Here is a 24,252-nt window from a genome sequence, read left to right on the forward strand (position 1 = left end):
TCACGACCATATTCGTAGCAGGAGGGGTAGGAATTGATGAAGGAGTCAAAAGTCCAGGAAAAAGTCCAGAGCAGATGGAAGCAGTTGCTCGAGGTATGGGGAGTATCGACCAGGCTCGGATTGACGTCGTTTGGCGGTCCGATCGCGCATCTTGGCTATTTTCACGACGAGTACATCCGGCGCAGAAAGTGGCTGGACGAACGCAGCTATGCCGATCTCGTCGCGCTTTGCCAGTTTCTTCCCGGTCCGGCGAGCAGCCAGGTGGGAATCGGCATCGGCGTGATGCGCGCCGGACTACTGGGCGGAGTCGTCGCATGGCTGGGCTTCACGCTTCCTTCTGTCCTTGCCCTCGTGCTGTTTGCGTTTTTGCTCCAGGGATTGAACGTGCAGGAGGCAGGATGGATTCACGGCTTGAAGCTGGTCGCAGTCGCCATCGTCGCCCACGCGATACTCGGCATGGGGCAGAAGCTGGCTACGGGAAAAAGCAGGGCCACGATCGCGATTTTGGCGGCCGTGATGACACTGATGTGGCAGTCGGCATGGACACAAGTGGCGATCATTCTCGCAGCGGGGATCGTGGGCACCTACCTGTTCCGCGAGAAAGACAGCCGGGAAACGGAAGTCTCAAGCCCGATCATTCCAATCGGACGTTCGGTCGCTGTTGCCTGTCTGGTGCTGTTTTTCGCGCTTTTGTTTGCTTTGCCGCTATTGCGTCAATTCTCTGCTGCTCCGTGGCTCGCCATGTTCGACAGCTTTTACCGGGCTGGCTCGCTCGTCTTTGGCGGAGGGCATGTCGTGCTGCCGATGCTGGAAAAGGAAATCGTTCCGACAGGCTGGCTCGGCCGTGAAGATTTTCTCGCCGGGTACGGTGCTGCCCAAGCCGTTCCAGGTCCATTGTTCACCTTCGCTTCGTATTTGGGGGCTGTCATGGGCGGATGGACAGGGGCAATCCTCGCGACGATTGCGATTTTTTTGCCGGGATTCCTGTTGGTGATCGGGGCGCTGCCTTTTTGGGATTTTCTGCGCACCCGCCCAGGTATCCAAGGCGCGCTCGCCGGAGTGAATGCGGCGGTCGTCGGCATATTGCTGGCTGCCTTGTACGACCCGATTTGGACTAGCACCGTACTTGACGCCCGTGATTTTGCGCTCGCCGGTATCCTGTTTGTCATGCTCGCGTTCTGGAAGGCTCCGCCGTGGGTCGTCGTAGTGGCAGGGGCGGTCGGGGGAATCGTGATCGGCTTGTAGGCAGGTCTTTTTCTTTGCAGAAAGGAGTCGGTGGATACTGGAACAAAAGACAAACCCCGCGCTCAAACCGGGAGAGGAGCTTAACGGCCTGGGCATTTTGCTTCTGCTGACGGGATTTCTCTGCATCCTGTTTTTGCTCTATCTGCTCCTCATCGGCTGGATCAAACCGGTCGAGCATGCGAGAGCGTATTACAGTGTAGCGTTCACGCTGACATCCGTCGTCCTGATTGGCTGTGGCGGCTATTTGAGCGTGCAGTTCGTAAAAAATCCGGCGCAAGACCCGGGGGACAAAAAGGCGCGAAAGCAGTTTCTCATCCACGTGTTGACGGCAAACGGGATTACGCTGTTTTTCGTCTCGCTGCTGTTGGCGCTCGTGCAAAGTGTGACATTTGGTTACAGTCTGAGCGAAGGAGCGGTGCCGCTGCTCGATCTTACCGCAGTGGTGGGAGCGGGTCTGGTCGGCATCGCGATCTTGTGCGATGTCATCGCCAAGCGGGACATTGATGATGACGCAGGTGCTACACTCGTAACCTTTGCTTTCATGGTCGCGATCTTGTATGTCATGCTGCTGGCGATCGGTTTGATTCACCCGAGCGAGTATGCACGGGAGCAGTATGAGAGGATGTTTGTCGGACTGGTTTCCGTCATGGCTGTCCTTGCGATTCTCGTCGGACTGTTTGTCCCTGCGAGCATTTACAAGGACGACCGGAAAGGGGCTACCAGCATCCTCTACTACGGGTTGATCGTCAAGACTGGGTCCCTGGCCTTGCTCGCTTGTACGCTGCTGATCGCTCTGATTCAGTACGTCACATTCAGCTATGGATGGAGTGAAGGCATTTTTCCGTTTTTGGATAGTGCGGCGATCGTGTGTTTGCTCATTCCGCTGTTGAGCCATGTCGTGCTGGTCGCGTTTTCCATGTTTACCAAAGGCTACAGGGAAAAGGTCACTCCTCTGAAGATTGCCGGGGCTGTCGCCTACGTTTTGCTCGTCATTGCGGTAATCATGCTGCGAGCGTGGTATTCGTAGGCGACAAGCAGTTGCCATCATCACAGAATTGCGATTATTTGTGAAGGTAAGCGAGCAGTTCCCGCAAATGCTGAATGTACGCAGCGGGGACTACTTCATGGAAGTGCATGTCCTGCTGTTTTGCCCGATAGGCGATGAAAGGCACGCCGCCATCCTGTGCTGCTTTTCCGTCAATCCAGGAATCACCCACCATCACCCAGCGGTCAGCCGGGATCTGTACATAACGATCGAGGATGTAATGAATACCCGAAGGCGACGGCTTGAGCATGTCCATCTGTTCTCTGCCGACGATCAGATCGAAGTGGTGGATGATTCCTGTTTCCTCCAACGCTTTCAAGGCGGCAATGCGAGCATTGTTCGTCAGGATGACCAGCGTATAGTGCTGTTGCAGCGTCTCCAGCACTTCTGCCGCCCCTTCCTCCAGCGTCGCACCATCCATCCCCGCGGATTCATAGGCGACGACAACATCCCACATCGCCGTTTCTGCCTCGGAATGAAAACGATCTGACGTCCGGCCAAGCTCAATCAACTGGGAAGCAGTGTATGCCGCATAGTCAAAGCCCGGATCGACCAGTTCAGACTGGACGAGCAATTCGAAGATAGCTTTTTTCATCTCCGCAAAGTCAATGCTCGACTGCAACAGCGTGTTATCCATGTCAAAAATGATGCCTTTCTTTTTGGCAGCGTTGCTGTACATAAAATCTTCCTCTCTTTCGGTTCGGCTTCACTCCGACTATCGTACCATACCAGGCAAGCGGGGCTTCTGGCGAATTGAAGCAGAAAAAGGGTGCCAACGATACGGGGAAAGGGCATAATAAAGATAGGGAAGCAAACACTAGGATTCATCCATACATACGTAAAGAAAAGGTGATCCGATTGACATCGCAAAAAGCGAACGATACAGGCTGGAAGTTTGACAATAGCTACGCCAGACTGCCGAATCTGCTGTTTTCCAGCACCCGTCCAACCTCCGTGCGCGAACCGGAATTGATTATACTGAACATGTCGCTGGCGGCATCTCTGGGCTTGGAGGCTCAAGCGCTGCAAAGCAAAGAAGGAGTAGACGTACTGGCCGGAAACCGGATTCCCGAAGGCGCGTCTCCGCTCGCCCAGGCATACGCCGGTCATCAGTTTGGGCATTTTACGATGCTGGGTGACGGGCGCGCGATCCTGTTGGGCGAGCAAATCACGCCACAAGGCGAGCGTTTTGACATTCAGCTCAAAGGATCGGGCAGAACCCCTTACTCGCGTGGCGGAGACGGTCGTGCCGCGCTAGGACCGATGCTGCGTGAGTATATCATCAGCGAAGCGATGCATGCACTCGGGATTCCGACTACCCGCAGCCTGGCGGTAGTGACGACGGGCGAGAGCGTAATCCGCGAGACCGATCTGCCAGGTGCCATACTGACCCGTGTGGCGTCCAGTCATCTGCGCGTCGGCACCTTCCAATACGTCGCGAACTGGGGGACGGTCGAAGATTTGCGGACTTTGGCCGATTATGCAGTACAGCGCCATTATCCACAAGCCGCAGACGCTGACAACCCGTACCTCGCCCTGTTGCAAGAAGTGATCAAGCGCCAGGCTGAGCTGATCGCCAAATGGCAGCTCGTCGGCTTTATTCACGGGGTAATGAATACCGACAACATGACGATCAGCGGAGAAACGATCGATTACGGTCCTTGTGCCTTTATGGATGCCTACGATCCTGCGACCGTGTTCAGTTCCATTGACACGCAAGGCCGCTACGCCTATGGCAATCAGCCGTATATCGCCGCCTGGAACCTGGCGCGGTTAGCCGAAGCGCTGCTGCCGCTGATCCACGGCGAGGAAGAGCGGGCACTGACGCTGGCCCAGGATGAAATCGCCCGATTCCGCCACTTGTATACAGGTGCCTGGCTTTCCGGGATGAGAGCAAAATTGGGGATTTTTCAGGAAGGCGAGGAGGATGAGGCGCTGATCGGCGACCTGCTCACGCTGATGCACGAGGCGGGGGCGGATTATACGAACACCTTCCGCGCATTTGCGCTCGACAGACCGGAAGATGCCCCGTTGCACGGGACGGCGGAATTTGCGCAGTGGCTGGAACGCTGGCAGGCCAGACTAGACGGGCAGAAGGAGTCGAAAGCAGACGCGCTGCACTTGATGCGCCAGAACAACCCTGCGGTGATTCCGCGCAACCATCGGGTCGAGGAAGCGTTGGAGAGCGCCGTGATGGAGGGAGATTTCCGTGTCATGGAGCGGCTTCTGACCGTTCTCGAAGAGCCGTACGCGTATTCGCCCGAGCAGGAGGAATACTGCACGCTGCCTTCGCCGTCCAATCGTCCGTACCGAACCTATTGCGGCACGTGATCGTGCGTTTGCGCATTGTTTTGCAAAAAAAGATGGCTGCTCCTCGCGGGGGCAGCCATTTCGTGTGTAGACGAACTTACTTGTTGAGCAGCTTGAAAAACTCGCGCATGAAACCGGGCAAGTCAGGCCAAGCGTGACCGGACACCAGGTTGCCATGTGTGTGCAGCGATTGCTCGATGTACGTCGCTCCGCATCCGACGACATCAGGACGGCAGTTTGGAAATGCTGTAATTTCCCGCCCTTTCACCAAGTCAGGCACGACGGCAAACACTTGTGCAGCGTGGCAGATTGCACCGATTGGCTTGTTGGCTTCAAAGAAATGCCGGATGATGCCCGGCATTGCCTCGTGCATCCGGATGTATTCGGGGGCGCGACCGCCTGGAATGATCAGTCCGTCGTACTGCGTCGGGTCCACATCGGCAAACGAAATATCCGATTGCAGACGATAGGCGGGTTTTTCCACGAACGTCTCCATGTCATCGACGAAATCATGGCTCACTGTTTGCAGTTTCTTGACCGTGGGAGAAGCGATCGTCGCTTCAATTCCTTCCTCCAGGCAGCGGTAGTACGGATAGAAAATTTCGAGAGCCTCTACGGCATCTCCTGTTACGATCAATACTTTTTTGCTCAAGGAAAATCCCTCCATTCATCTGATTATAGAATGATTGTACCATATGTTTCCTATTCATGGGTGGGTGCGATTGGGACAAAGTGGAAAAAACATAAAATTTACCTGTGGTTCATATTTCCGTACGGATGCGGCCACACCATGCGCGCCAAGGTCGACAGACCGAGATACCCAAACAGGGGGTAGAGAAACATCAGCAGTTCGGAGTAGCCGACGAGGCAAAGAACCAGCGCGGACAGGAAGAGAACGAGGTAAATGCGCTGCTCGCTGACTGGCACCAGCTCGCGGATTTGCTGTCCGATCCCGAATACGTTGGAGATCAATGTCGTGAAAATCTCAGAGAACAGGACGAAGACGAAAAAGAGCTGCAGCCACTCATTCCATGTATCGGTGATGACCAAAATCGGAACGTCCAGATGGAGTACATCCTGCCAATGCCCGAGCATCGCGGTATGGACGACGAGGAGCATAAATCCGAGTACGGTTCCTCCGATCACCGCCGCGCGGAACAGCACGACAGGCTCGAGGATCGTATAGCCGATGGGGATGAGAACGGATTGCGCCATAGCCAGGTTGAACGATACATACAGCACCGTTTTCCACAAAAACACGTACTCGGCGGGAGGCTGGAGGATGACAGTCACATCCGTTTGCCCGTCGAACAGGATCAGCAGCGAGAACAGCACCATGGCAGGTACGACGATGATATTGACCGCCATAAGCTGATCCAGACCTTTGTGCAAAACGACGATCGCCAGCACAGCCGTAGCAATCGTGCCCGCCAGGTATGGAATGGAGAAGGTTTCCTCCAGAACGGAGCCTGCACCGGCGAGCATCACCGTCGTGACGCCAAACAATGTGAGAAAGACGATGATGTTCATGGCACGGCCGAGTACGCTGCCGAACAGGCGCTGGTTGAATGATTCATACGAAGGCGTGCGCATCCTGTGCGCGAGAATCATCATTTTGTACCCCAGCCAGACGAACAGCAGCGTGGACAGCAAAATCCCGAGCGTGCCGGCATGGCCGTAAATCGTGAAGAATGCCAGGATTTCCTGTCCACTGGCAAAGCCAGCGCCGACGACAGTACCGATGTAGGTCGCGGCCACTTGTATACTTTTTATCCAATCCTTCATGCCCTGTACGTCCCTTTCTATACGGTAGAATGGCTAGTACACATTGTATGAGGCTTGGTCGCGTCTTTAGAAGAAAAAAGACGAAGAGACATCGCGCGTCCTCCGTCTTTCTTGATGCAGCACTTGAGGCCGACAGGGCTACAGCAGGAACATGGCGAACAGCGTCGTGACGAGCAAGCCGATGACGACCGGGTACAGGTTGCGCCGAGCAAGCTCGAACGGATCGACACCGCAGATGGCAGCAGCGGGGATCAAGGCCCACGGAATGATCGTGCCTCCGCCGACCCAGATGGCAGTGATTTGCCCCAGTGCGGTCAGTGTGGCAATGCCCGACCCCAGCGCAGTGGCAAAAAGCTGGGCCAACGAACCGGCGAGCGTAATCCCGGAGAAGCCGGAGCCGTCCAGCCCGGTAATCACACCAACGGCGGTCAGGGTGAGAGCGGCCACCTCTTTGTTGATGGGAATGGAGTGGGCGAGAGCGACACCGAGGTCGTTTACGATGCCAGCAGATGCTGCCGGCAGCACCTCGCCAAAGACCGAGACAAATCCGCTGTCTCCCATGTAGAAAAAGGCAGCGATCGGGATGACCGGACCGAACACTTTAAAGCCAAACTGAAAACCTTGAATCAAGTGGGAGGTTACTTGTTCCAGCCCGTTCGTCCGGTGAGCCAGCATCGTCGTCACAATGAGGATCAGCAGGGCAGTGCCGCCGATCAGTGCAGTCGCTTCGCCGCCTTGCAGATTGTAGGCAAACATTGCGATGACGTCCAGCGCGAACAGCACAGGAACAACGACGGCCAGCGTCTTGCGGGTGGTGTTCGGCAGCCTTACTTTTACTTCCGACCGCGCAACCGGGGAGGCAGTAGCCGATGAAATCAGTCCGAGTTTCATGTCTTTTTTCAACATCCAGAACGCAGCCACGGTAGTGACCACACCCATGACGATGACCAACGGTACGCTCGCGGCTATGACGTCTTCGACGGGAATGCCTGCCGCCTTGGCAGTAAGCGACGGTGCCCCCTGGATGATGAAATCACCAGATAGCGCGATGCCGTGTCCGAACAGGTTCATCGCCACCGCGACCCCGATCGCCGGCAGTCCTGCGCGCAAGGCGACAGGCAGCATGACTGCACCGACGAGGGCTACGCCGGGGGACGGCCAGAAAAACCAGGAAATGACCATCATCACGATTCCGGTAACCCAGAAGGCGAGAGTGGCGTTGCGCACCAGGTATGTCATCGGACGAATCATCGTCTCGTTGATCCCGGTATCCGTCAGCACGTGACTCATCGCCACGATGATGCAAATGACGAGAATGGTAGGCAACAGTTCGCCGATCGCGTACATAAAACTTCCGAATATTCCGCCTACTGAATCGATGATGGAGCCTGTTGCCGTAAATCCGAGTGCAGCGACCCCGAGAATACTGACCAGACTGGTATCCCGCCGCAACACCAACATGAGGATAATGAGCAGGACAAATACGACATACACGCCGTGCAGCCAAGCAAGCTCCATACCCATTCGTACTCCCTCCTTTTCTTGTTGCGAGATTCGTTTGCTAGCAGAATATGCGCTTATCCAGCCGTGGGTGAGGACCTACTTGCGGTACGAACACATGGCAATCGGAAGGAAAACTGGCATTTTTTGCGCTGATATGCGAGTATAAGAAAAGTGCCATACTGGCACACTTTCGCCTATCTGGAACGAGGGGGGAAACGGCGCAGATTGACACCAACGTGATTGGGTCTGTCAAACTGCCATCGACGATGAAACCAACTATCCAAATGACACCGCCTACACCCGTATTGCGAAAAGTCGACCAAGCGATTGAACTGTTGGAACGCCGTTTTCTGGAGCGAAGCGAATTGATCCGCCTGCTGATGCTGGCTGTGATGAGTGGCGAAAACGCCCTGATCATCGGGCCGCCCGGGACGGCCAAGTCGCAGTTGGCACGCGCAGTCTCCCAGTTGTTCGGCTCGGAACACTGGTTTGAATATTTATTGACACGCTTTACGACACCGGATGAAATATTCGGTCCCGTCTCCTTGCAACAGCTCAAGCAGGACCGCTATCTGCGCAAAACGGCAGGGTACTTGCCCGCTGCCCAGTTCGTCTTTCTGGATGAGATTTTCAAGGCGAACAGCGCGATATTAAACGCCCTGCTGTCGATCTTGAACGAACGGATTTACTTTAATGGAAGCGAAAAAGAAGAAGTCCCGCTCCAGTTCCTGATCGCCGCCTCCAACGAACTGCCGGACGAAAACGAGCAGTTGACTGCGCTGTATGACCGATTCCTGTTTCGCTACGAGGTCGAGTATCTGAAGCTCGCGGCGAGCTATGAAAAAATGCTGACGATGCCGTCTGCCCCGCTGCCGGTTGTCTTTTCCCTGTACGACGTGAAGGACATCCAGGGAGCCGCCTCGCAGGTGAGCATCCCGGAGGCGATCATTTACTTCCTGTTCCGGCTGAAACAAAGCCTGGAGGAAAAGGAATACCGCCTCTCCGACCGTCGCTTGCACAAGATCGCCCGCGTCTGGAAAACCTCTGCTGCCTTGCACGGACGCGAACAGGTGACGATTTGGGATACGGTCTTTACACCGCACATGCTCTGGGACGTCCCGGAAGACTTGCCCGTCATGCGCGAGCTGTACGAACAACAGTTTACGGAAATGCTGAAAGCGGAAATGGAAGAGGAGCTGCCGCTGCGCCATTTTTCCCAGATCGCCGAGAAGTGGCAGGAAAAACAAGGAGATCTGCACGCCTTTCAATTCAAAAAAGAAGTGGGAGCCAAAATCGGCAAGGAAGCGATGGAGAAAAACCGCGACCTGTTGGAAGCAGGCAAAGTCCAGATCGCCGATACGGCCCGCGACCTGCGCCACCGCTTGCTGGAGTGGCAAAAGCGGGAAGCAGATTTGCACAGCTACATCCTGGAGAAAAACAGGCTGATCGCCAATGTGGACAAATATGCCGTCAAATACGCGTATTTGCGCGTCGAGGGAGAGCGGATTTTGCAGCAGTTGCAGCAGACGTACCGGACGCTGTTTGACCAGGAGATTCCTGGAGCGGAATACGACTTCACGAGATAAGGGGTGAGGGAGGATGGTAATTCGCGCCAGCCGCGTAGACCGTTACCTGTTTGATACTTATCTCGCCTCGTCGCGAACGGCGCAGGAGTGGGTAGAACAGGCTCGCACGCACGCTTCCTGGTTTACGATAGAGCTTTTGGCCGACTTCTTCTTCGTCTTCTACCTGGAAAAGCCGGAAGTGGACGCTTCGCAGGAATCGACTCCTTTTCACAAATGGCTGGTCCGATCCCTGATGAAACAGTATTTCACCCGCATGATCCACCCGCGTACGCAGGGACAGGAGAGTGCGTCTTTCAAGACGGCGATCAAGTCGATCCTCTGGCTGACCGAGAGCTTTGCTGAAGAGGTCAAACAGCGTGAGAAAGATCAGAACATCGCCCCCATGATCGCCGGATTGCAAGAGCAGCAAGGACGGGAGGGGAGCGAGCAGGCACAAGTTTTCGAACTGCTCTCGGAAAAACAGCGAGCCAAGCTGCAACTGGTCGGATACACGCTGCAGCAGGGCAAGCGGATCGTCGAAGACAAGCAGGAAGCCCGCGATACGAAGCCGTTGGTCAAAGCGGAGATCGACGCCTTGCGAACGCGCATCAGCGAGCTGCAGGAAGAGATGCGCATCCATTTTACGAAACGAAGCAAGCTCGTACAAAAGGCTAAAAAACTCGAGGAAGAGCTCGCCCAGCGGGAAAAACAGTTGGAGCGGCTGAATCGGCAGGAGCGCGAGGCGATGGATGCCTTCGAGCGAGAACTGGGCCAATGGCTGGCACGTTCACTCAAGGCATCGCTGTCGCAAGAGGAAATGGACAGCCTGCTCGTCCACGAGCTGTTTGCTGCGAGCCAGCAGTTCGCCAACCGGCAATGGGGACACGACCTGGGCAGGCTGCGCCGGCAAAGTTTTGAAGAGTATCTGAAATGGGTGGAAAAGCTGGCCCGCCACCCGGAGCTGGTGCAGTTTCTGCAAGAGGTCGGCCGCAACGTCCAGCAGTTTCGGGTGAAGCAACGGGAAGTGCGCAAACGGCGTCTGCCCGAGGAATACTATGACTTGCGCCAGTCGGACGACGTCGCCCGGATGCTGGCGAGCGAAGCCGCACTGCTGGCCGATCCGGACTACGAGACGTACTTTTTTCTAAAATGGCTGGACCAGAAGCTGATGACCTACGATACGGCGGGCTGGGAGGAAAAGCCGCCCAAAGGACCGGTCATCTGCATGCTCGATACCTCCCATTCAATGCGTGGCGCCAAGCTCCGGCTGGCGCAAATATTCGTGATGACCTTTGCTGCGCTGTCCATGCTGATGCAGCGCGACTTCGTCCTTTACTTGTTCGGAGCCAAGGGAGAAGTGCGCGAACAGCTTCTCTCGCACCGCAAACCGGACTGGCCGGGCTTTTACCGCCTGGCGCAGCTCGCTTTTGGCGGCGGCACCCATTTTGATGCCCCGATCAAGAAGGGGCTTGCGCTGATGGAGGCAAACAAGCAGTTTCAGGCCGCAGATTTTGTCATGGTAACAGATGGTGTGGGCCATATTTCCGGATACGTTCAGGAGCTTCTGGAAGACGCCGGGACACGCTGGCAGCTTCGGCTGCACAGTCTGATTATCGGTTCGGCGAGGCAGCATCTGGTGCAGCAGTACAACCTCTTGGGCATCTCGCATCGCGTCCGCTTTGCCTCTACGTGGGAAGCAGGCGAAGAGGAGAACACCGGACTTTTGCTCGACGTGTTTTCGTAAATACGACTATACAACAAACACCCCTGCGTTCACGGCGAAAACCGTGACAGCGGGGTGTTGTTTGCGTTTTCTTGTTACCCGACCCGCGTCAGGATGGTGCGGCCGAATTCCAGCTCCTCCAGCTTGGCTTTGACCACATCCGCATCATACTCCCATTTGGCGTGTTCCAATGCGTAGGCAATCGGGACGTCGCGGATGATCGTAGCCAGCTTTTGACTGACGTACACCTGCTCGCGGTGCTCTTCGAGTTTGCTGCGCATTTTGGGTGTGCAGGCATGCAGGTTGTCGTACAGGTTGTCCAGCGTTCCGTGCTCGCTGATCAGTTTGATCGCGGTTTTCTCGCCGACGCCCGGACAGCCGGGGATGCAGTCCGAGGTGTCGCCCATCAACGCCTTGACGTCGACCACCTGTTCAGCAGAGATGCCGCGCAATGCCAGCAGGCTTTCCGGCGTGTAATGCTCATGCTTCCCGCCGTTTTTCAGGATTTTGACGCTTGTCCGCTCACTGACGAGCTGCAGCGCGTCGTAGTCGCCGGTAGCGATCACGATTTCGTGCCCCTGGTCTGCCAACTGCGTGCTGACCGTGCCGAGGATATCATCGCCTTCGAAGCCGAGGCAACCGAGGTTGGGAACGGCAAACGCCGCCGTCACTTCCTTGACCAGATCAAACTGCGGGATCAGCTCGTCTGGCGGCGCCTGGCGATTTGCCTTGTAGCCTTCGTACCACTGACTGCGCACCAGCGTTTCTCGCGAGGCGACGTCCCAGCCGACCAACAGATGCGAGGGCCGGACGAGATCGACATAATCGAGCATCATTTTCGTAAAGCCGTACACGGCATTGGTATAAACACCTGTGGAGGTCTGACGGTACCCGCCTGTCCAGGCCGAGGCGTAAAACGCGCGAAACAAAAAGCTCATACCGTCAATGAGCAGAATTTTTCCGGATTGATCCACAAAACGTAATCTCCTTTCCATGCTTGTCTGCAAGGATATGAACCCCATTATAGCACAATGTCCGCGTCTTCCTTTGTCAGATTTTGCATCGGATGCTTTGCCGCGCCAAGAGCCATAGTAGTAGTACAAGAGGTGATCACATCTCTTGACCCAATCCCGGGCTCCAAAACGGAGCGCCTAAAATGGCGGAGCTGATCCGTCACGGGAAAAATACACGTTGGGAGGAATCCAAGATGGCAAACAACAGTGGAAGCAACAACTTGCTAGTTCCTCAAGCGAACCAAGCCCTGGACCAAATGAAGTACGAGATCGCCGCAGAATTCGGTGTAAATCTCGGGGCTGACACAACTTCCCGCCAAAACGGTTCGGTTGGTGGCGAAATCACCAAGCGTCTGGTGAGCTTTGCCGAGCAACAACTCGGCCGTTAATCCCGCATCACGAAAAGCTGTGAACAACCTCATATCTGGATGTAGAGAGGGAGCCGTAACGGTCTCCCTCTTCTTCATTAGCGATGGTTGCGCAAACAGTTCGGCAACCGCTTACAAAAATTGGATAAGATCATATGCCGATATTTTTCGGCGGATTTGCTGAATCTATAATCGCAGGAGGTGATAGGACATGACAGTAGCATCCCAAGTCAAGCAAACTTTGGCAAGCCTGAAAGGCGCACAGGCAAACCTGGAGAGCTTTGCGCTGAGCACGCAAAACAAGCAGGCAAAGCAATTGTTCTCCCAGGCGGCGGAACAAACCCAGTCCATCGTCAACAATTTGCAGCAACGCGTGACTGAACTGGAAAACGAGGAGCCGCAATACAAAGGATTTTAAGTGCTTTCTGCAAGGGTGACGGGGAGAGGGGGCAGCTCTCTTCTCCGAATCCCTCAGGGAAACTGGAGGTAGGCACGTCATGCCGGATTGGCTCAATATCGTTATACGCTCTGTTGGCGCTCTTTTATATCTGTTCCTTCTGACCAAGGTGATCGGAAAAAGGCAGATTCGCCAACTGACATATGTGGAGTACATCGTCGGGATCACGATCGGTTCGATTGCCGCTTTCATGGCGACGGAGCTGGATGGACCTATCTACCATAGTCTGATCTCCCTGACCATCTTTGCCATGTTCCCCGTGCTGTTGGAGTGGCTTTCGCTCAAGAGCAAAAAGGCGCGAAATTTACTCGAAGGAAACGCCACGGTCCTCATCAAGGATGGCAAGATTCTCGAGGACAACCTGAAGTCACAGCGCGTGTCCACAGAGGAGCTGATGGAACAGTTGCGCGAGAAAAATATTTTTCGCGTCGCTGACGTTGAGTTTGCACTGATGGAAGCGAGCGGGAGCATCAGTGTTTTGCTGAAATCGCAGCATCAGCCGCTCACCCCGCAGCATTTGGGCCTCAAGGTGTCCCCCGCCGAGGAACCGCAAGCGGTGATCATGGACGGCATGATTATGGACGAGCCGTTGGCGACGATCGGTTTGAACCGCAACTGGGTCAGGAGCGAACTGGAAAAGGCAGGCGTCGCCCTGGAAAACGTCTTCCTCGGCCAAGTAGACAAGGGCGGCCAGCTCTATCTCGATTTGTACGACGACAAGCTGAAGGTTCCCCAACCCCTGGCGATGAAGCTGACGTTTGCCACATTGAAGAAATGCCAGGCCGATCTCGAACTGTTTGCCCTGAGTACGAAAGACGAGCGAATGAAGCGGGTCTATCAGGTCGACGCCGAAGGGCTGCAAAGCATTATCAACGAGGTAGAGCCGTTGTTATTACGTTAAATCGGAGTGAACAGGATGGCTGACGAAAAAAAGAAAAAACTGACGCTGACCCAGCAAAAGTACCAGCAATTGGCCAAACAGCATGAACCGCCCCGTCCACTGTTGCGCAATTTTGTCCGCGCCTTTTTCGTCGGAGGCGTGATTTGCGTCATCGGGCAAGGGATTCAGGAGATATTTATTCACTTCTTCAACTTCACGGAAAAAACAGCAGGCAGCCCTACCGTGGCAGTGTTGATTTTTCTGTCTGCCTTGCTGACGGGCCTTGGCTATTACGACCGGATCGCCCAGTGGGCAGGAGCCGGAACGAGCGTTCCTGTGACCGGGTTTGCCAATTCGATCACCTCGGCTGCCCTCGAACATCGCAGTGAGGGGCTTGTGCTCGGTGTCGGCGGCAACATGTTCAAGCTGGCTGGATCGGTCATCGTGTTCGGCGTAGTAGCAGCGTTTTTCATCGGGTTAATCAAAACAGTGATCAAAATGGGAGGATGACGAATGCGCCAGGGTCATCAGTCATGGGTGTTTTCGACAAGGCCGGTCATTGCCGGCTCCTCGGCGATTGGCGGGCCTTTTGAAGCACAGGGACCGTTGGCCGAGGATTTTGATACGCTGCACGGTCATTTGATGATCGGACAAGACAGTTGGGAGAAGGCAGAGCGCGTCTTGATCGAGGAGGCTTGTGACAAGGCAATTGAAAAAGCGGGCCTGTCGCGGGAACAGATTCAATTCATGCTGGCCGGGGATTTGATGAACCAGACGATTTCCTCCAATTTCTCCGCCCGTACATTGGCGATTCCGTTTCTCGGACTGTTCGGTGCTTGCTCGACCTCGATGGAAGGCTTGGCTTTGGCCTCGCTACTGGTGGACAGCCAGGCAGCGGATTACGTCGTAGCCGCTACAGGCAGCCACAATGCTGCTGCGGAAAAGCAATACCGCTACCCGACCGAATACGGCTCACAAAAGCCGCCTACTGCCCAATGGACGGTAACCGGTGCAGGCGCAGCTGTCGTAGCACGGTCAGGGACTGGTCCGCGTGTCGCGGCGGCAACGATCGGGAAAATCGTCGACATGGGCATGTCCGACCCGTTCAACATGGGCGGGGCGATGGCACCAGCCGCGCTGTCCACGATCGAAACCCATTTCCGCGATCTGCAGATTCCCCATGATTACTACGACCTGGTCGTTACAGGCGACCTGGGAAAAGTCGGCCACTCGATCCTCTCTGAGCTGCTCCCGGCTCACAACATCCACATCCCGTTGGAGCGCTATGTGGACTGCGGCATGCTGGTGTACGGGAATAACCCGACTGTGCTTGCGGGCGGAAGCGGATGCGCCTGCTGCGCGACTGTTACATACGGACATCTTTTGCGCAGATTGAAGCAGGGGGAATGGAGGCGGATTCTGGTCGTTGCTACCGGGGCACTTCTGTCGCCGATCTCATACCAGCAAGGGGAGAGCATCCCTTGCATTGCCCATGCCGTGGCGATTGAAGCCGGGCATGTGTAAGGAGGAAGAGCATGACGTTTTTATGGGCGTTTTTGGTAGGTGGAACGATATGTCTTGTCGGTCAGTTTCTGATGGATGTGATCAAGCTGACGCCGGCTCATACGATGTCCTCGCTGGTTGTCGCCGGAGCTGTGCTTGACGGTGTCGGTCTGTACGATCCGCTGATCAAATTTGCCGGTGCGGGAGCTACCGTCCCGATTACCAGCTTCGGCAACTCGCTCGTCCACGGAGCCATGGCCGAAGCGGAAAAGACCGGTTTGATCGGCATTGTCACCGGCATTTTTGAAGTGACGAGTGCGGGGATATCATCGGCGATTGTGTTCGGCTTTTTCATGGCCCTGTTGTTTCGGCCAAAGGGTTGAGCGTAAATGGTATGAAAATACGCGCCATGCACATAATAAAGGCGCTACTGCACAAAGGGCAAAAGGAGTGAACGCATATGAAGAAAGCAGTTGCGGTACTGCTGGCTGGTCTTTTGATCGTGTCGGGGTGCAATACAAATAACGACCAGTCGCAGCAGCAAGGGGGGAATAACCAGCAGCAGGGTGGAACTGCCCAGCAGCAAGGCACGCGAACCAAACAGCAAGGCCAAGCCAAAACGAATCAGCAGGGAGGCAAAAGTCAACAGCAAGGGGCGAAGACGCAGCAAGCCCAGAAAAGGGCAAAAAACCGGGAACAGCGGGTGCAAATCGCCAGCAAGAGCGCTACCAGCATCGCCCAATTGCAAGGTGTGCAGCGAGCCCATGTACTCGTTACGAATCGCAACGCCTATGTCGCATGCGTCCTGCAGCCAGACCAGGCCGGTCTCAGCCCTGCCTTGGAGAACCAGATCGCCAATCAGGTCCGTGCGGTAGATCCGTCGATCGAACGCGTGTACGTTTCCACCAATCCCGAGTTTGTCGCCCGTGTAAATCGCTATGTGACGGACGTGCAAGAGGGAAGACCGATTACCGGGTTTGGCAAAGAGTTCCGTACGATGATCCAGCGTGTATTTCCAATGAGCAGATAATGCAGGTGCAAAAGGTTCCCGCCAAGCGCGACAGGGACCTTTTTTTGCGTGGGGCGGCCGTGCATGCCCGCGATGAGCATTACCGCAAGTACAGCTTTAACAATCTCTCCTTGGACATGATCAAATATTTGGGAGCGAGGTCTTTTCCGCGAAATGCGTCTTTGGGGTGGGGGTGGCAGAGGATAAACATCGGTTTTAGGTACAACTGCTTCAGGCGCAAGTACCAGGGGTTGGGGATCTCGTGCACCTCGAAGCCGAGCTTTTTGACTCCCCTGTTTAAAAGCGTAATGCCAATAATGCCTTTGATCTCGGCTTCCAGTGGATGGCGGGCGACATATTGCGCCAGACCGGGCAGCGATTGCTCCACCCGGTTGTATACGTAGAGGGCACGCTTTATGTCATTGTCTATCGCCATGAGCTCTTTGAGGAGAACGCAATTGTGCAGGTGAATTTTCATCACCTGATCGTGTTTGCAAAAGGTGTTGCCGTCGGAGAGGAACAATGCCCTCCCGCGATAGGTCAACGGTTTGACGCGGAAGATGTTTTGCGCGGGTTTGTCAACGTACTCCAATGTACTCATATGATAATACAGACTGTCGAGGACAGACCATGATTGCATCAATGCTTTTCTCATACATATCACCCACGGGACGAATTTTCGAATGTGCCTGACACAGATAGGGTCAGCGAATCAAATGCAAGCTATTCTGCCGGAAGCAAGGGAAAAAGAGGGAGGATGCAGAGATGTATGATCCTTCTAAGCCCTTTTCCGTCGAAAAGGTATAAACACACAAGCACATTGGCGGACTAGTCATATGGTGTAACGAACAGATCACGATCACGCATGGACGATAAAAGGAGAGGTGTCCGCCGATGAAACGCAAGGATGTAAAGCGTCTTTTCCGCCAGCACCCCGAATTTAAGACATGGCTGATGGAAGACTCGTCACGCGCCAAGGAAGTCCGCAAAAATCCGGATAAGGCAGAAGAGCTGTTCCGGCGCTGGAACGAACGAAACCGGCAGCGGCAACGGCTCGACTTCAATTCTTTGTCGCAAAAGACGAAGCGGGCGAGCGAAATGTTAAACGGCGTCCAGTCGATCATGGACATGATGGCCGATTATACAAAGAAATTGTAGGAGGCGAGCGCGTTTTCCATGCACGGTGAGACGGATACGCAGGAGAAGGCTTGGGGTGCAGCCTTCTTTTTCTTTTTCCACAACCCGCTTTCTTTTGGTATACTAGAAAATGGGAGGGAGTGTTCATGCTGCAATCCGTCGTTAATTTTGTGCTGTTTGCTGCCGTCGCGCTCGGAGCGGGGAACAGTGAGTTGAACCGCGAAGTGCTGGCACAGGTCCAACGCCAGGTAGCCCAACAGCAAGCCGTACTTACCGTAACACCCGCCATCGCTTATCCGGGTGATGCTGTTCTGGTGCGCAGCAACCGGGAGACTACGGTAACGCTATTCGAGCAGACGTACCCGTTGCAGCCTTCCCAGGGAGAGTACGTCCGGTTTATTCCGATTCCTTTCCATGCCAAGCCCGGGACGTATCCGGTAACAGACCAGAAAAATTCCGTCTCTTTGACGATAGAAGCCAAGCACTTTCCCGTCGATTCGCTGACGGTGAGCAATCAGTTGAACAGTATGCGCCAGGATCAGGCACGAATATCCGCTGATCAGAAAAAAATAGATGCTGCCCGTTCCGTGTCAGCCCCTGTACCGTATTTTGAAGGGGCTTTTATTCAGCCTGCAACCGGCAGACTGACGACTCCTTTTGGCTATCAACGCGTCGTCAACGGTGTGCCAGCGAATCGTCACGCTGCGATCGACATCGCCAACAAAACAGGTACGCCGATTCTCGCCAGCAACCACGGCAAGGTCGTGCTGGCAGATTCGCTCTACCTGACCGGAAATACGATCATTATCGACCATGGCCTGCGCCTTTTTTCCATTTATGCACACTTGTCCGAACTGCATGTAAACGCCGGAGAAGAGGTCAAACAGGGCCAGGTAATCGGCCTGATGGGCAGTACCGGTTTTTCCACCGGTCCCCATCTGCACTATGGCATGCTGATCGGAAATACGTACGTCAATCCACAGCCGTTTTTTGAGACCTCGCCCTTCCTTTGGAAGTAACAGGAGGTGTTTTCGCAATGAAAGCAACAAACGTACCTAGCAAGGTACTGGACGAAATGGTTCATTTTTTGGCCCCTTATGAGCAGGCGGTCGATGAATTAAAAGTAAAACTAAAAGGAATTAAATACGGCTTTCAGAAAAGTGGTCGTTATTCACCAATTGAATTTGTCGTAGGTCGAGTCAAGAAAGTGGACAGCCTGATCAAAAAGGCGAAGGAAAAAGGCATCGATTTCCAGGATGACCAGTGGCAGGAGGCTGTATCGAAGGGAATCAGTGACATCGCCGGACTGCGCGTCGTCTGCCGGTTTGTCGACGATGTTCGGGAAGTCCAGCAGCTTTTGCAGGAGCGCGAGGATATTATCGTGCGCGACATCAAAGACTACATCGCGGAACCAAAAGAATCCGGGTATCGCAGCATCCACATGATCGCGTCCTACACGGTTTATCACGGCAGTGAAAAGATTACACTGGATTGTGAAATACAAATTCGCACCCTGGGCATGAACTTCTGGGCGACCAACGAACATGAACTGCGCTACAAATACGCCGGAAACATTCCGGAAAACGTATTGATGCAACTGAATGAAGCATCGGTGATCACCCATCAACTGGACCTTTTGATGAACAACCTGCGCCAGGAAATCCTGACTCCTGTCGAGGTGGACACCACGCTGGAAGATCGGCTCGAGGAAATTTTTTCCTTGTATGTAAAACAAGACCTGGACGCGGCGGCGGCATTGTACCAGCAGCATGTGAGCGGGTTTGAAGAGGCGTTTCACGACAATCCAAAACTGAAAATGATCCATGACTTGCTGGGCAAACGATTAGGGTAAGTCTGACAACGATAGCAAGAGCCAACCAAAAAAGTGACTCGAAAGGAAAGGAACCTGACGAACATGAGAGCTTTACTGACAAACCTTCTCGTCGTGGTCATTCTTTTGTGGAGCCATGAAGCATCTGTGGCTTTTGCCGAAGAGACCCAACCGATGGCTTCTCTGTCACTGAACGGAGTGTCAGCCATTTTGATTGACGCCAAAACGGGACAAGTTCTGTATGAAAAAAATCCCGATGAACAGTTGTACCCGGCGAGCATCACCAAAATCGCGACCGGAATATACGCGATTGAAAACGGGAATCCGGATGATATCGTCACCGTATCAAAAAACGCTCGGTACGAAGACGGCACGCGCGTCTACCTGGGTGAAGGCGAGCAGGTAACGCTCCGAAAGCTGGAGTATGGACTGTTGATGCATTCCGGCAACGATGCCGCGACTGCCATAGCCGAGCATATGAGCGGTACGAGAGAGCAATTCGCCGCCGAGATGACCCGCTATATCAAGGAAAAAACGGGGGTACAGCATACCAATTTCACCAACCCCCATGGATTGCACGATGATAGCCACTATACGACCGCGTCAGATATGGCGAAGATCGCCCGCTATGCGATGCAAAACCCTACGTTCCGGGAAATGGTCGCCACCAACCGGCTCCCTTGGGACGGGGCGGAGTGGAAATCGGAGCTGATCAACCACAACAAGCTGATACGCGATTACGAAGGGGCGACCGGGATCAAAAACGGCTTTACCGATCAGGCGATGCACACGTTGGTCGGTTCTGCCAAGCGGGGCGACACCGAGCTGATCGCAGTCACGATGAAGGCTGCGTCCAGCAACATGGCCTACCAGGATGTGGCAGCCATGCTGGACTTCGGCTTTGAGAACTTTGAAACGGTACAGGTTACGAAAGCCGGGGAAGAGTTTCTCCGCGCTGCGGATACGCAGGGAGAGGCGCCGGATCGGTTTGTCGCCAAGGATGATCTTTTTGCCACGGTGCCCATCGGGACAGAGCCAGAGGTCAAAGTGACAGCGCGCGATGAGCTGTCGATCACGGCAGGGTCGCTTGCGATCACGTATCCGCTGGAGCGCATCACTCCACCGAAAAAGGCAAGTCTGTCTGCTTCCGGCGATGGACAAGCCGAACAGGCATCGGCGGGAGATGTCCCTGTTTCGCGTTATTTTCTCTTGGTGGCCTGGCTGGCACTTAACCTGTTTTTAATCGCAGTGACGATAGCACGGGCGCGCAAACAAAGGCGTATCCGGCGACGGGAACTGCAACGAAAAGTATGGTAGCGTACGAATCGAAAACACGACCGATGGAAAAGGGTACAAGGCGATGGCTTCGGGGAAGCTGCCGTCTTGTACCCTTTTTCCGGTATAGCAGCCGTGTCCATCCGTATTCCCTAAGCGTAGTGTAGTAGCAGGACGAAGACTTTGGCTGCGAAGGGGGAGGCGCTCATGGACCAGCAGAAAGAATGGCAGACGCATGTGTCCGTGATCATTGTGGTTGAAAAACACAGGCGCCATTTGAAGCGATTAAGCGCTGCCGCAAAGCGGATCGCCCCGAAAACGGAAGTGATCTTCGTGTGTTCTCCTCAAGCAGCAGGTCAGGTGGAGCGAATTATCGGCTCTCCCGTGACGATTGCGGAAACTGCGTCCAGCCCGATGGAGATGGGGATCATCGGGGCAGCGCAGGCTACAGGAAACATCCTTCTTTTCCTGGAAGATCGCATGCTCTTGTCCACTAGCACTTTGAAACAGTATGTTTCCTCCGTGGAAAAAGGGAAAGATATCGTCCTGACTATATACAAAAGGGAGCGGTCTCCTCATACAATAGCGCACCAACTGCTGAACCACGTTGCTGGTCGCAAAGATTTGCAGTCTGCCTCATTGTGCAAGATGCCATTTGCCGTCAGCCGCAGCGCTTGGCAAACTATCGGTAATGGCATGGCAATACCTCCTTTGGCTCAAGCGCAAGCGGTTGTGTACGGTTTGTCGCTCGCAGCGATTCGCCTGCCTCAACATCCGTCGCTGTCCACAAGATCAAGGGTCGCCTTGCTGCCTGACACAGACGCCGATCCGCTCCTGCGGCAGCATGTCGATGCGATTCGCCTGCTGCTTGCACACAAGGGATTTCGCGGTGGGATCGAGGACGGCGATCGCTTCCGCCAGCTTTTGCAAGTGCCGGGAAAACTCCACTTTCGTTCGGTGTTTCGCAGAGATCCCGATGCATGGTGGTGGTATTCGCGACGAGGGGGAGGATCGAATGAGAAACGAAAGGGGAAACGGACCCGCTCCCGCAAAAAGAGGTAAGGCAGCGCGACTGGATCGCAGGTTTCTGGTGGAAAACGAGACCAGACTAAGCGTCATCATCGAGGTCGCTGACGACAACAAGGCGTTGCGTGGTGTGCTGCGCCAAGTCCAGCGTCTTCGGCCGAAAGAGATGCTGCTCATTGCCAACGGCACAAACGACCTGTCTTTGGATATTGCACTGTCGCATCCGGCCCATAACCTGACGACTTTCGTTTACTCGTTTCCTTTGGGGCAGGATGTATGGCGAGCTATCGGGGCGCGAGAGGCGAGTGGAGACGTCCTTTTGTTTCTTGATGCATCCAGCAAGATCAAAGGCGAGGAGCTGCTGCCGTACGTGGAAGCATGTTACCGGGGCGCTGACATTGCGATCCGCAAAAGAGGGACGGCGCGCAAAGGAAAAAAGCGAACCAAAAGCAAACAGCCCCCTTCACCGCTTTCCTTGGCGAAGGCTTATCTGAACAGCTTGCTGTCTCAGCCGGGTGGCAAATCCTCCATGATTGACCTTCCATTTGCGATGACGCGAGAGGCTGTCTCACTTGTCGGCTCCGAGCATTTGCTCGTTCCGCCGCTTGCCTATGCGAGAGCGGTCACGAATCGATTGACGGTGGAGAGAATTGGCCAGACTGGGTCGACGCGGAAGCAAGCGTCTACGCCCGAACAACAAAGACGGGACATCGTCTATCTCGGCGATCACCTGGAAGCATTTCAGTACGTCGCCGATCAGCTCGATGATGCCGATTCATAAAAAGAGTGAAAACCAAAGCGCGGCAGTCACGGACCGAGATCATGTCCTGGGCTGTCGCTTTTTGAGTGCGGAAGATTTTCGGCTGGGGATAGTCGGGAGCAAAGCAAGATTGCAAGGAGGGAATCTGTTTTTGTTTTTCCGTTTTTTGTAGTACCATAGAAGGGCAATGATTTTTTGAATAGCAAAGGAGCGGTGAAACATGAGTGTACATATCGGGGCCAAGCCAGGCGAAATTGCCGATACGATTTTGCTGCCTGGTGACCCGTTGCGAGCCAAATACATAGCGGAAACATTTCTGGAAGGAGCAGTCTGCTACAACAATGTACGGGGCATGCTCGGGTATACGGGTAGCTATAAAGGCAAACGTGTCTCTGTACAGGGGACAGGCATGGGTGTTCCGTCCATTTCAATTTATATCAATGAATTGATCCAATCCTATGATGTGCAAAATCTGATTCGCGTCGGCACGTGCGGAGCGATCCAGGAAGACATCAAGGTGCGCGACGTCATTTTGGCGATGAGCGCCTCGTCTGATTCGCAGGTGAACCGCCTGTTGTTCAATCAAATCGATTTCGCTCCGACTGCCAATTTCGATCTGCTGCACAAAGCGTACCAGGTAGCGACAGAACGCAACATGTCTGTCAAGGTAGGCAACATTTTTACGAGCGACAGCTTCTACCGGGACAGTCTCGATCTGTATAAAAAACTGGCCGGCTATCAAGTGCTCGCGGTCGAAATGGAGTCATCCGCGCTGTATACGCTGGCTGCCAAGTTCAAGCGTAACGCCTTGTCTGTTTTGACGGTCAGCGATCACATCCTGACGGGAGAAGAGACGACAGCCGAAGAGCGCCAGACGACGTTCCAGGAAATGATCGAAGTTGCATTGGAAGCTGCTTTGATAAAAGAATGACAAGTAAGAAATCGCGTCCTGCAGGTTGAGTAGCCTGTAGGATTTTTTTGTGAGGAAAGCTGTGGGATTTGTACTGGGAAGGGAACAGATGGAGCAGTTGCGAAAAGGGAGAAAGGGATCGTTTGGTTCGGTGCTTTGGTTTGCGGGATGAAGGACAACAGGTGATGTGCGGTACCGGACCGTTTGAGGTATGAAGAAAGAGAGGGAGATTGAGAAAGAGTCGATTCACGCCGAAGCAGAGTGCCTGCCGTTGGCACTCGCTTCGGTTTACTTTTTCTTGTTTTGTTCCAGGTAGTTAGCCAGGTTGTTCAGCGTGTCCTGATAGGATCTTCTTTTTTTGATCGTCATGTTTGTGGAAGTAGACTTTGATTTGGTTGGCAATTTTCTCATCGTAAGACCTCCGAGTTATTTTTTGATATAGTTATCTTAATTTTAGTATATATTAAAAATGAGAAGGTGTAAATACTGTTTTTTAATAATATTGAATATTTTTAATTGTTTTTTAGTATGGTGTGAAATACTGAAACACGTGTATCGTCCAGGTTGTGCAGGCTGAAATATATGCAGAGTGACTGTGGCCGCGGATATGCCGCAGGATGACTGTCGTACGATATGCATGTCCAGCCGAAAATAGAACCTGTTGTGAAGTCAAGGAACTGACTATGCGGGACATAAAGCTGTGCATTGGCTACGTTTATGTGTTGTTGCTATATGTGTTGCTATAGTAGATACAAATGGATTTGCAATCAGACGGCAAGAATCAGTCAGGAACATAAATGGGGCACTCCATCTTGCGGATATGCCCTGGTTTCTTTTGAGTCCGATAATATATATTATGTAAACTGATAAAAATGAGAATACGCCAATAGCTTAAGCCAATATCTCA

26 protein-coding genes are annotated in these 24,252 nt (G+C 54.0%); 19 read left to right on the forward strand and 7 right to left on the reverse strand.

Annotation, left to right across the window (positions count from 1 at the left end):
* Positions 1 to 36: 36 nt before the first annotated feature.
* Together ACAF76_RS10275 and ACAF76_RS10280 are read left to right on the forward strand one after the other, a co-directional pair.
* Positions 37 to 1,245 (forward strand): chromate transporter, encoded by a 1,209-nt coding sequence (locus ACAF76_RS10275; protein WP_421617840.1) that lies wholly within the window; start codon positions 37 to 39, stop codon positions 1,243 to 1,245.
* Positions 1,246 to 1,342: 97 nt separating this feature from the next.
* Positions 1,343 to 2,272: a hypothetical protein gene (locus ACAF76_RS10280; protein ID WP_421617841.1), complete on the forward strand. Its 930-nt coding sequence runs from the start codon at positions 1,343 to 1,345 to the stop codon at positions 2,270 to 2,272.
* Positions 2,273 to 2,306: 34 nt separating this feature from the next.
* Here the strand turns inward: ACAF76_RS10280 and ACAF76_RS10285 are convergent, their stop codons facing one another.
* The gene (locus ACAF76_RS10285; RefSeq protein WP_421617842.1) at positions 2,307 to 2,969 is read right to left on the reverse strand and encodes an HAD family hydrolase; all 663 of its coding nucleotides are present in this window, start codon (positions 2,967 to 2,969) and stop codon (positions 2,307 to 2,309) included.
* 179 nt (positions 2,970 to 3,148) lie between these two features.
* Between ACAF76_RS10285 and ACAF76_RS10290 the strand changes: the two genes are divergently transcribed.
* Positions 3,149 to 4,621, forward strand: a complete 1,473-nt coding sequence (locus ACAF76_RS10290; protein ID WP_421617844.1) for a protein adenylyltransferase SelO — start codon at positions 3,149 to 3,151, stop codon at positions 4,619 to 4,621.
* Between the two features lie 76 nt (positions 4,622 to 4,697).
* On the opposite strand, the gene ACAF76_RS10295 is transcribed toward ACAF76_RS10290, so the two are convergent.
* The 3 genes from ACAF76_RS10295 to ACAF76_RS10305 form a co-directional block, all read right to left on the reverse strand.
* Positions 4,698 to 5,252 carry a DJ-1/PfpI family protein gene (locus ACAF76_RS10295; protein WP_421617846.1) on the reverse strand — a complete coding sequence of 185 codons (555 nt, stop codon included), beginning with the start codon at positions 5,250 to 5,252 and terminating at the stop codon, positions 4,698 to 4,700.
* 98 nt (positions 5,253 to 5,350) lie between these two features.
* The gene (locus ACAF76_RS10300; protein WP_421617847.1) at positions 5,351 to 6,385 is read right to left on the reverse strand and encodes a hypothetical protein; all 1,035 of its coding nucleotides are present in this window, start codon (positions 6,383 to 6,385) and stop codon (positions 5,351 to 5,353) included.
* A gap of 138 nt (positions 6,386 to 6,523) precedes the next feature.
* The gene (locus ACAF76_RS10305) at positions 6,524 to 7,909 is read right to left on the reverse strand and encodes a hypothetical protein (RefSeq protein ID WP_421617849.1); all 1,386 of its coding nucleotides are present in this window, start codon (positions 7,907 to 7,909) and stop codon (positions 6,524 to 6,526) included.
* 263 nt (positions 7,910 to 8,172) lie between these two features.
* Between ACAF76_RS10305 and ACAF76_RS10310 the strand changes: the two genes are divergently transcribed.
* Both ACAF76_RS10310 and ACAF76_RS10315 read left to right on the forward strand, forming a co-directional pair.
* On the forward strand, positions 8,173 to 9,474 hold the full coding sequence (locus tag ACAF76_RS10310; protein WP_421617913.1) for an AAA family ATPase: 1,302 nt from the start codon (positions 8,173 to 8,175) through the stop codon (positions 9,472 to 9,474).
* 13 nt (positions 9,475 to 9,487) lie between these two features.
* A complete protein-coding gene (locus ACAF76_RS10315; protein WP_421617851.1) occupies positions 9,488 to 11,197 on the forward strand; it encodes a hypothetical protein in 1,710 nt (569 codons plus the stop codon).
* Between the two features lie 74 nt (positions 11,198 to 11,271).
* On the opposite strand, the gene ACAF76_RS10320 is transcribed toward ACAF76_RS10315, so the two are convergent.
* Positions 11,272 to 12,150 (reverse strand): 5'-3' exonuclease, encoded by an 879-nt coding sequence (locus ACAF76_RS10320; RefSeq protein ID WP_421617852.1) that lies wholly within the window; start codon positions 12,148 to 12,150, stop codon positions 11,272 to 11,274.
* 233 nt (positions 12,151 to 12,383) lie between these two features.
* Between ACAF76_RS10320 and ACAF76_RS10325 the strand changes: the two genes are divergently transcribed.
* The 7 genes from ACAF76_RS10325 (at position 12,384) to ACAF76_RS10355 (ending at position 16,427) form a co-directional block, all read left to right on the forward strand.
* Entirely contained in the window at positions 12,384 to 12,578 is a 195-nt protein-coding gene (locus ACAF76_RS10325; RefSeq protein WP_421617914.1) for a small, acid-soluble spore protein, alpha/beta type, read from the forward strand.
* A gap of 190 nt (positions 12,579 to 12,768) precedes the next feature.
* Positions 12,769 to 12,975 carry a DUF1657 domain-containing protein gene (locus ACAF76_RS10330; RefSeq protein WP_421617854.1) on the forward strand — a complete coding sequence of 69 codons (207 nt, stop codon included), beginning with the start codon at positions 12,769 to 12,771 and terminating at the stop codon, positions 12,973 to 12,975.
* Positions 12,976 to 13,054: 79 nt separating this feature from the next.
* Positions 13,055 to 13,915, forward strand: coding sequence for a DUF421 domain-containing protein (locus ACAF76_RS10335; RefSeq protein WP_421617856.1), 861 nt, complete (start codon positions 13,055 to 13,057; stop codon positions 13,913 to 13,915).
* Positions 13,916 to 13,930: 15 nt separating this feature from the next.
* The gene (gene spoVAC, locus ACAF76_RS10340; protein WP_421617858.1) at positions 13,931 to 14,404 is read left to right on the forward strand and encodes a stage V sporulation protein AC; all 474 of its coding nucleotides are present in this window, start codon (positions 13,931 to 13,933) and stop codon (positions 14,402 to 14,404) included.
* 3 nt (positions 14,405 to 14,407) lie between these two features.
* Positions 14,408 to 15,418 carry a stage V sporulation protein AD gene (spoVAD, locus tag ACAF76_RS10345; protein ID WP_421617860.1) on the forward strand — a complete coding sequence of 337 codons (1,011 nt, stop codon included), beginning with the start codon at positions 14,408 to 14,410 and terminating at the stop codon, positions 15,416 to 15,418.
* Between the two features lie 11 nt (positions 15,419 to 15,429).
* On the forward strand, positions 15,430 to 15,780 hold the full coding sequence (spoVAE, locus tag ACAF76_RS10350) for a stage V sporulation protein AE (RefSeq protein ID WP_421617861.1): 351 nt from the start codon (positions 15,430 to 15,432) through the stop codon (positions 15,778 to 15,780).
* Between the two features lie 77 nt (positions 15,781 to 15,857).
* Positions 15,858 to 16,427: a YhcN/YlaJ family sporulation lipoprotein gene (locus ACAF76_RS10355; RefSeq protein WP_421617863.1), complete on the forward strand. Its 570-nt coding sequence runs from the start codon at positions 15,858 to 15,860 to the stop codon at positions 16,425 to 16,427.
* A 79-nt stretch (positions 16,428 to 16,506) separates the two neighbouring features.
* Here the strand turns inward: ACAF76_RS10355 and ACAF76_RS10360 are convergent, their stop codons facing one another.
* On the reverse strand, positions 16,507 to 17,061 hold the full coding sequence (locus ACAF76_RS10360) for a YkoP family protein (RefSeq protein WP_421617865.1): 555 nt from the start codon (positions 17,059 to 17,061) through the stop codon (positions 16,507 to 16,509).
* A gap of 239 nt (positions 17,062 to 17,300) precedes the next feature.
* On the opposite strand from ACAF76_RS10360, the gene ACAF76_RS10365 reads away from it, so the two are divergent.
* The 7 genes from ACAF76_RS10365 to deoD all read left to right on the forward strand — a co-directional run bounded on the left by ACAF76_RS10365 (position 17,301) and on the right by deoD (position 23,366).
* Positions 17,301 to 17,564 (forward strand): hypothetical protein, encoded by a 264-nt coding sequence (locus ACAF76_RS10365; RefSeq protein ID WP_421617867.1) that lies wholly within the window; start codon positions 17,301 to 17,303, stop codon positions 17,562 to 17,564.
* A 125-nt stretch (positions 17,565 to 17,689) separates the two neighbouring features.
* Positions 17,690 to 18,562 carry a M23 family metallopeptidase gene (locus tag ACAF76_RS10370; protein WP_421617869.1) on the forward strand — a complete coding sequence of 291 codons (873 nt, stop codon included), beginning with the start codon at positions 17,690 to 17,692 and terminating at the stop codon, positions 18,560 to 18,562.
* A gap of 17 nt (positions 18,563 to 18,579) precedes the next feature.
* A complete protein-coding gene (locus tag ACAF76_RS10375; protein ID WP_421617870.1) occupies positions 18,580 to 19,395 on the forward strand; it encodes a GTP pyrophosphokinase in 816 nt (271 codons plus the stop codon).
* A gap of 63 nt (positions 19,396 to 19,458) precedes the next feature.
* Entirely contained in the window at positions 19,459 to 20,691 is a 1,233-nt protein-coding gene (locus tag ACAF76_RS10380; protein ID WP_421617871.1) for a D-alanyl-D-alanine carboxypeptidase family protein, read from the forward strand.
* A 165-nt stretch (positions 20,692 to 20,856) separates the two neighbouring features.
* Positions 20,857 to 21,711, forward strand: a complete 855-nt coding sequence (locus ACAF76_RS10385; protein WP_421617872.1) for a hypothetical protein — start codon at positions 20,857 to 20,859, stop codon at positions 21,709 to 21,711.
* The gene (locus ACAF76_RS10390; protein WP_421617873.1) at positions 21,665 to 22,456 is read left to right on the forward strand and encodes a glycosyltransferase; all 792 of its coding nucleotides are present in this window, start codon (positions 21,665 to 21,667) and stop codon (positions 22,454 to 22,456) included. The genes ACAF76_RS10385 and ACAF76_RS10390 overlap by 47 nt, the downstream gene beginning before the upstream one ends.
* A gap of 199 nt (positions 22,457 to 22,655) precedes the next feature.
* A complete protein-coding gene (gene deoD, locus ACAF76_RS10395; protein WP_421617874.1) occupies positions 22,656 to 23,366 on the forward strand; it encodes a purine-nucleoside phosphorylase in 711 nt (236 codons plus the stop codon).
* Positions 23,367 to 23,633: 267 nt separating this feature from the next.
* Here the strand turns inward: deoD and ACAF76_RS10400 are convergent, their stop codons facing one another.
* Positions 23,634 to 23,756 carry a hypothetical protein gene (locus ACAF76_RS10400; RefSeq protein WP_421617875.1) on the reverse strand — a complete coding sequence of 41 codons (123 nt, stop codon included), beginning with the start codon at positions 23,754 to 23,756 and terminating at the stop codon, positions 23,634 to 23,636.
* Positions 23,757 to 24,252 lie beyond the last annotated feature (496 nt).

The organism is Brevibacillus sp. TJ4 (genome assembly GCF_044627595.2).
In the GTDB taxonomy this organism is placed as follows: domain Bacteria; phylum Bacillota; class Bacilli; order Brevibacillales; family Brevibacillaceae; genus Brevibacillus.

Bases quoted from the DNA above. Each gene is read 5' to 3' on its own strand.
- ACAF76_RS10275 (WP_421617840.1), top strand. From the start codon at position 37: ATGAAGGAGTCAAAAGTCCAGGAAAAAGTCCAGAGCAGATGGAAGCAG.
- ACAF76_RS10285 (WP_421617842.1), bottom strand. From the start codon at position 2,969: ATGTACAGCAACGCTGCCAAAAAGAAAGGCATCATTTTTGACATGGAT.
- ACAF76_RS10300 (WP_421617847.1), bottom strand. From the start codon at position 6,385: ATGAAGGATTGGATAAAAAGTATACAAGTGGCCGCGACCTACATCGGT.
- ACAF76_RS10305 (WP_421617849.1), bottom strand. From the start codon at position 7,909: ATGGGTATGGAGCTTGCTTGGCTGCACGGCGTGTATGTCGTATTTGTC.
- ACAF76_RS10310 (WP_421617913.1), top strand. From the start codon at position 8,173: ATGACACCGCCTACACCCGTATTGCGAAAAGTCGACCAAGCGATTGAA.
- ACAF76_RS10315 (WP_421617851.1), top strand. From the start codon at position 9,488: ATGGTAATTCGCGCCAGCCGCGTAGACCGTTACCTGTTTGATACTTAT.
- ACAF76_RS10325 (WP_421617914.1), top strand. From the start codon at position 12,384: ATGGCAAACAACAGTGGAAGCAACAACTTGCTAGTTCCTCAAGCGAAC.
- ACAF76_RS10330 (WP_421617854.1), top strand. From the start codon at position 12,769: ATGACAGTAGCATCCCAAGTCAAGCAAACTTTGGCAAGCCTGAAAGGC.
- ACAF76_RS10335 (WP_421617856.1), top strand. From the start codon at position 13,055: ATGCCGGATTGGCTCAATATCGTTATACGCTCTGTTGGCGCTCTTTTA.
- spoVAC (WP_421617858.1), top strand. From the start codon at position 13,931: ATGGCTGACGAAAAAAAGAAAAAACTGACGCTGACCCAGCAAAAGTAC.
- spoVAD (WP_421617860.1), top strand. From the start codon at position 14,408: ATGCGCCAGGGTCATCAGTCATGGGTGTTTTCGACAAGGCCGGTCATT.
- spoVAE (WP_421617861.1), top strand. From the start codon at position 15,430: ATGACGTTTTTATGGGCGTTTTTGGTAGGTGGAACGATATGTCTTGTC.
- ACAF76_RS10355 (WP_421617863.1), top strand. From the start codon at position 15,858: ATGAAGAAAGCAGTTGCGGTACTGCTGGCTGGTCTTTTGATCGTGTCG.
- ACAF76_RS10360 (WP_421617865.1), bottom strand. From the start codon at position 17,061: ATGAGAAAAGCATTGATGCAATCATGGTCTGTCCTCGACAGTCTGTAT.
- ACAF76_RS10365 (WP_421617867.1), top strand. From the start codon at position 17,301: ATGAAACGCAAGGATGTAAAGCGTCTTTTCCGCCAGCACCCCGAATTT.
- ACAF76_RS10370 (WP_421617869.1), top strand. From the start codon at position 17,690: ATGCTGCAATCCGTCGTTAATTTTGTGCTGTTTGCTGCCGTCGCGCTC.
- ACAF76_RS10375 (WP_421617870.1), top strand. From the start codon at position 18,580: ATGAAAGCAACAAACGTACCTAGCAAGGTACTGGACGAAATGGTTCAT.
- ACAF76_RS10380 (WP_421617871.1), top strand. From the start codon at position 19,459: ATGAGAGCTTTACTGACAAACCTTCTCGTCGTGGTCATTCTTTTGTGG.
- ACAF76_RS10385 (WP_421617872.1), top strand. From the start codon at position 20,857: ATGGACCAGCAGAAAGAATGGCAGACGCATGTGTCCGTGATCATTGTG.
- ACAF76_RS10390 (WP_421617873.1), top strand. From the start codon at position 21,665: ATGAGAAACGAAAGGGGAAACGGACCCGCTCCCGCAAAAAGAGGTAAG.
- deoD (WP_421617874.1), top strand. From the start codon at position 22,656: ATGAGTGTACATATCGGGGCCAAGCCAGGCGAAATTGCCGATACGATT.
- ACAF76_RS10400 (WP_421617875.1), bottom strand. From the start codon at position 23,756: ATGAGAAAATTGCCAACCAAATCAAAGTCTACTTCCACAAACATGACG.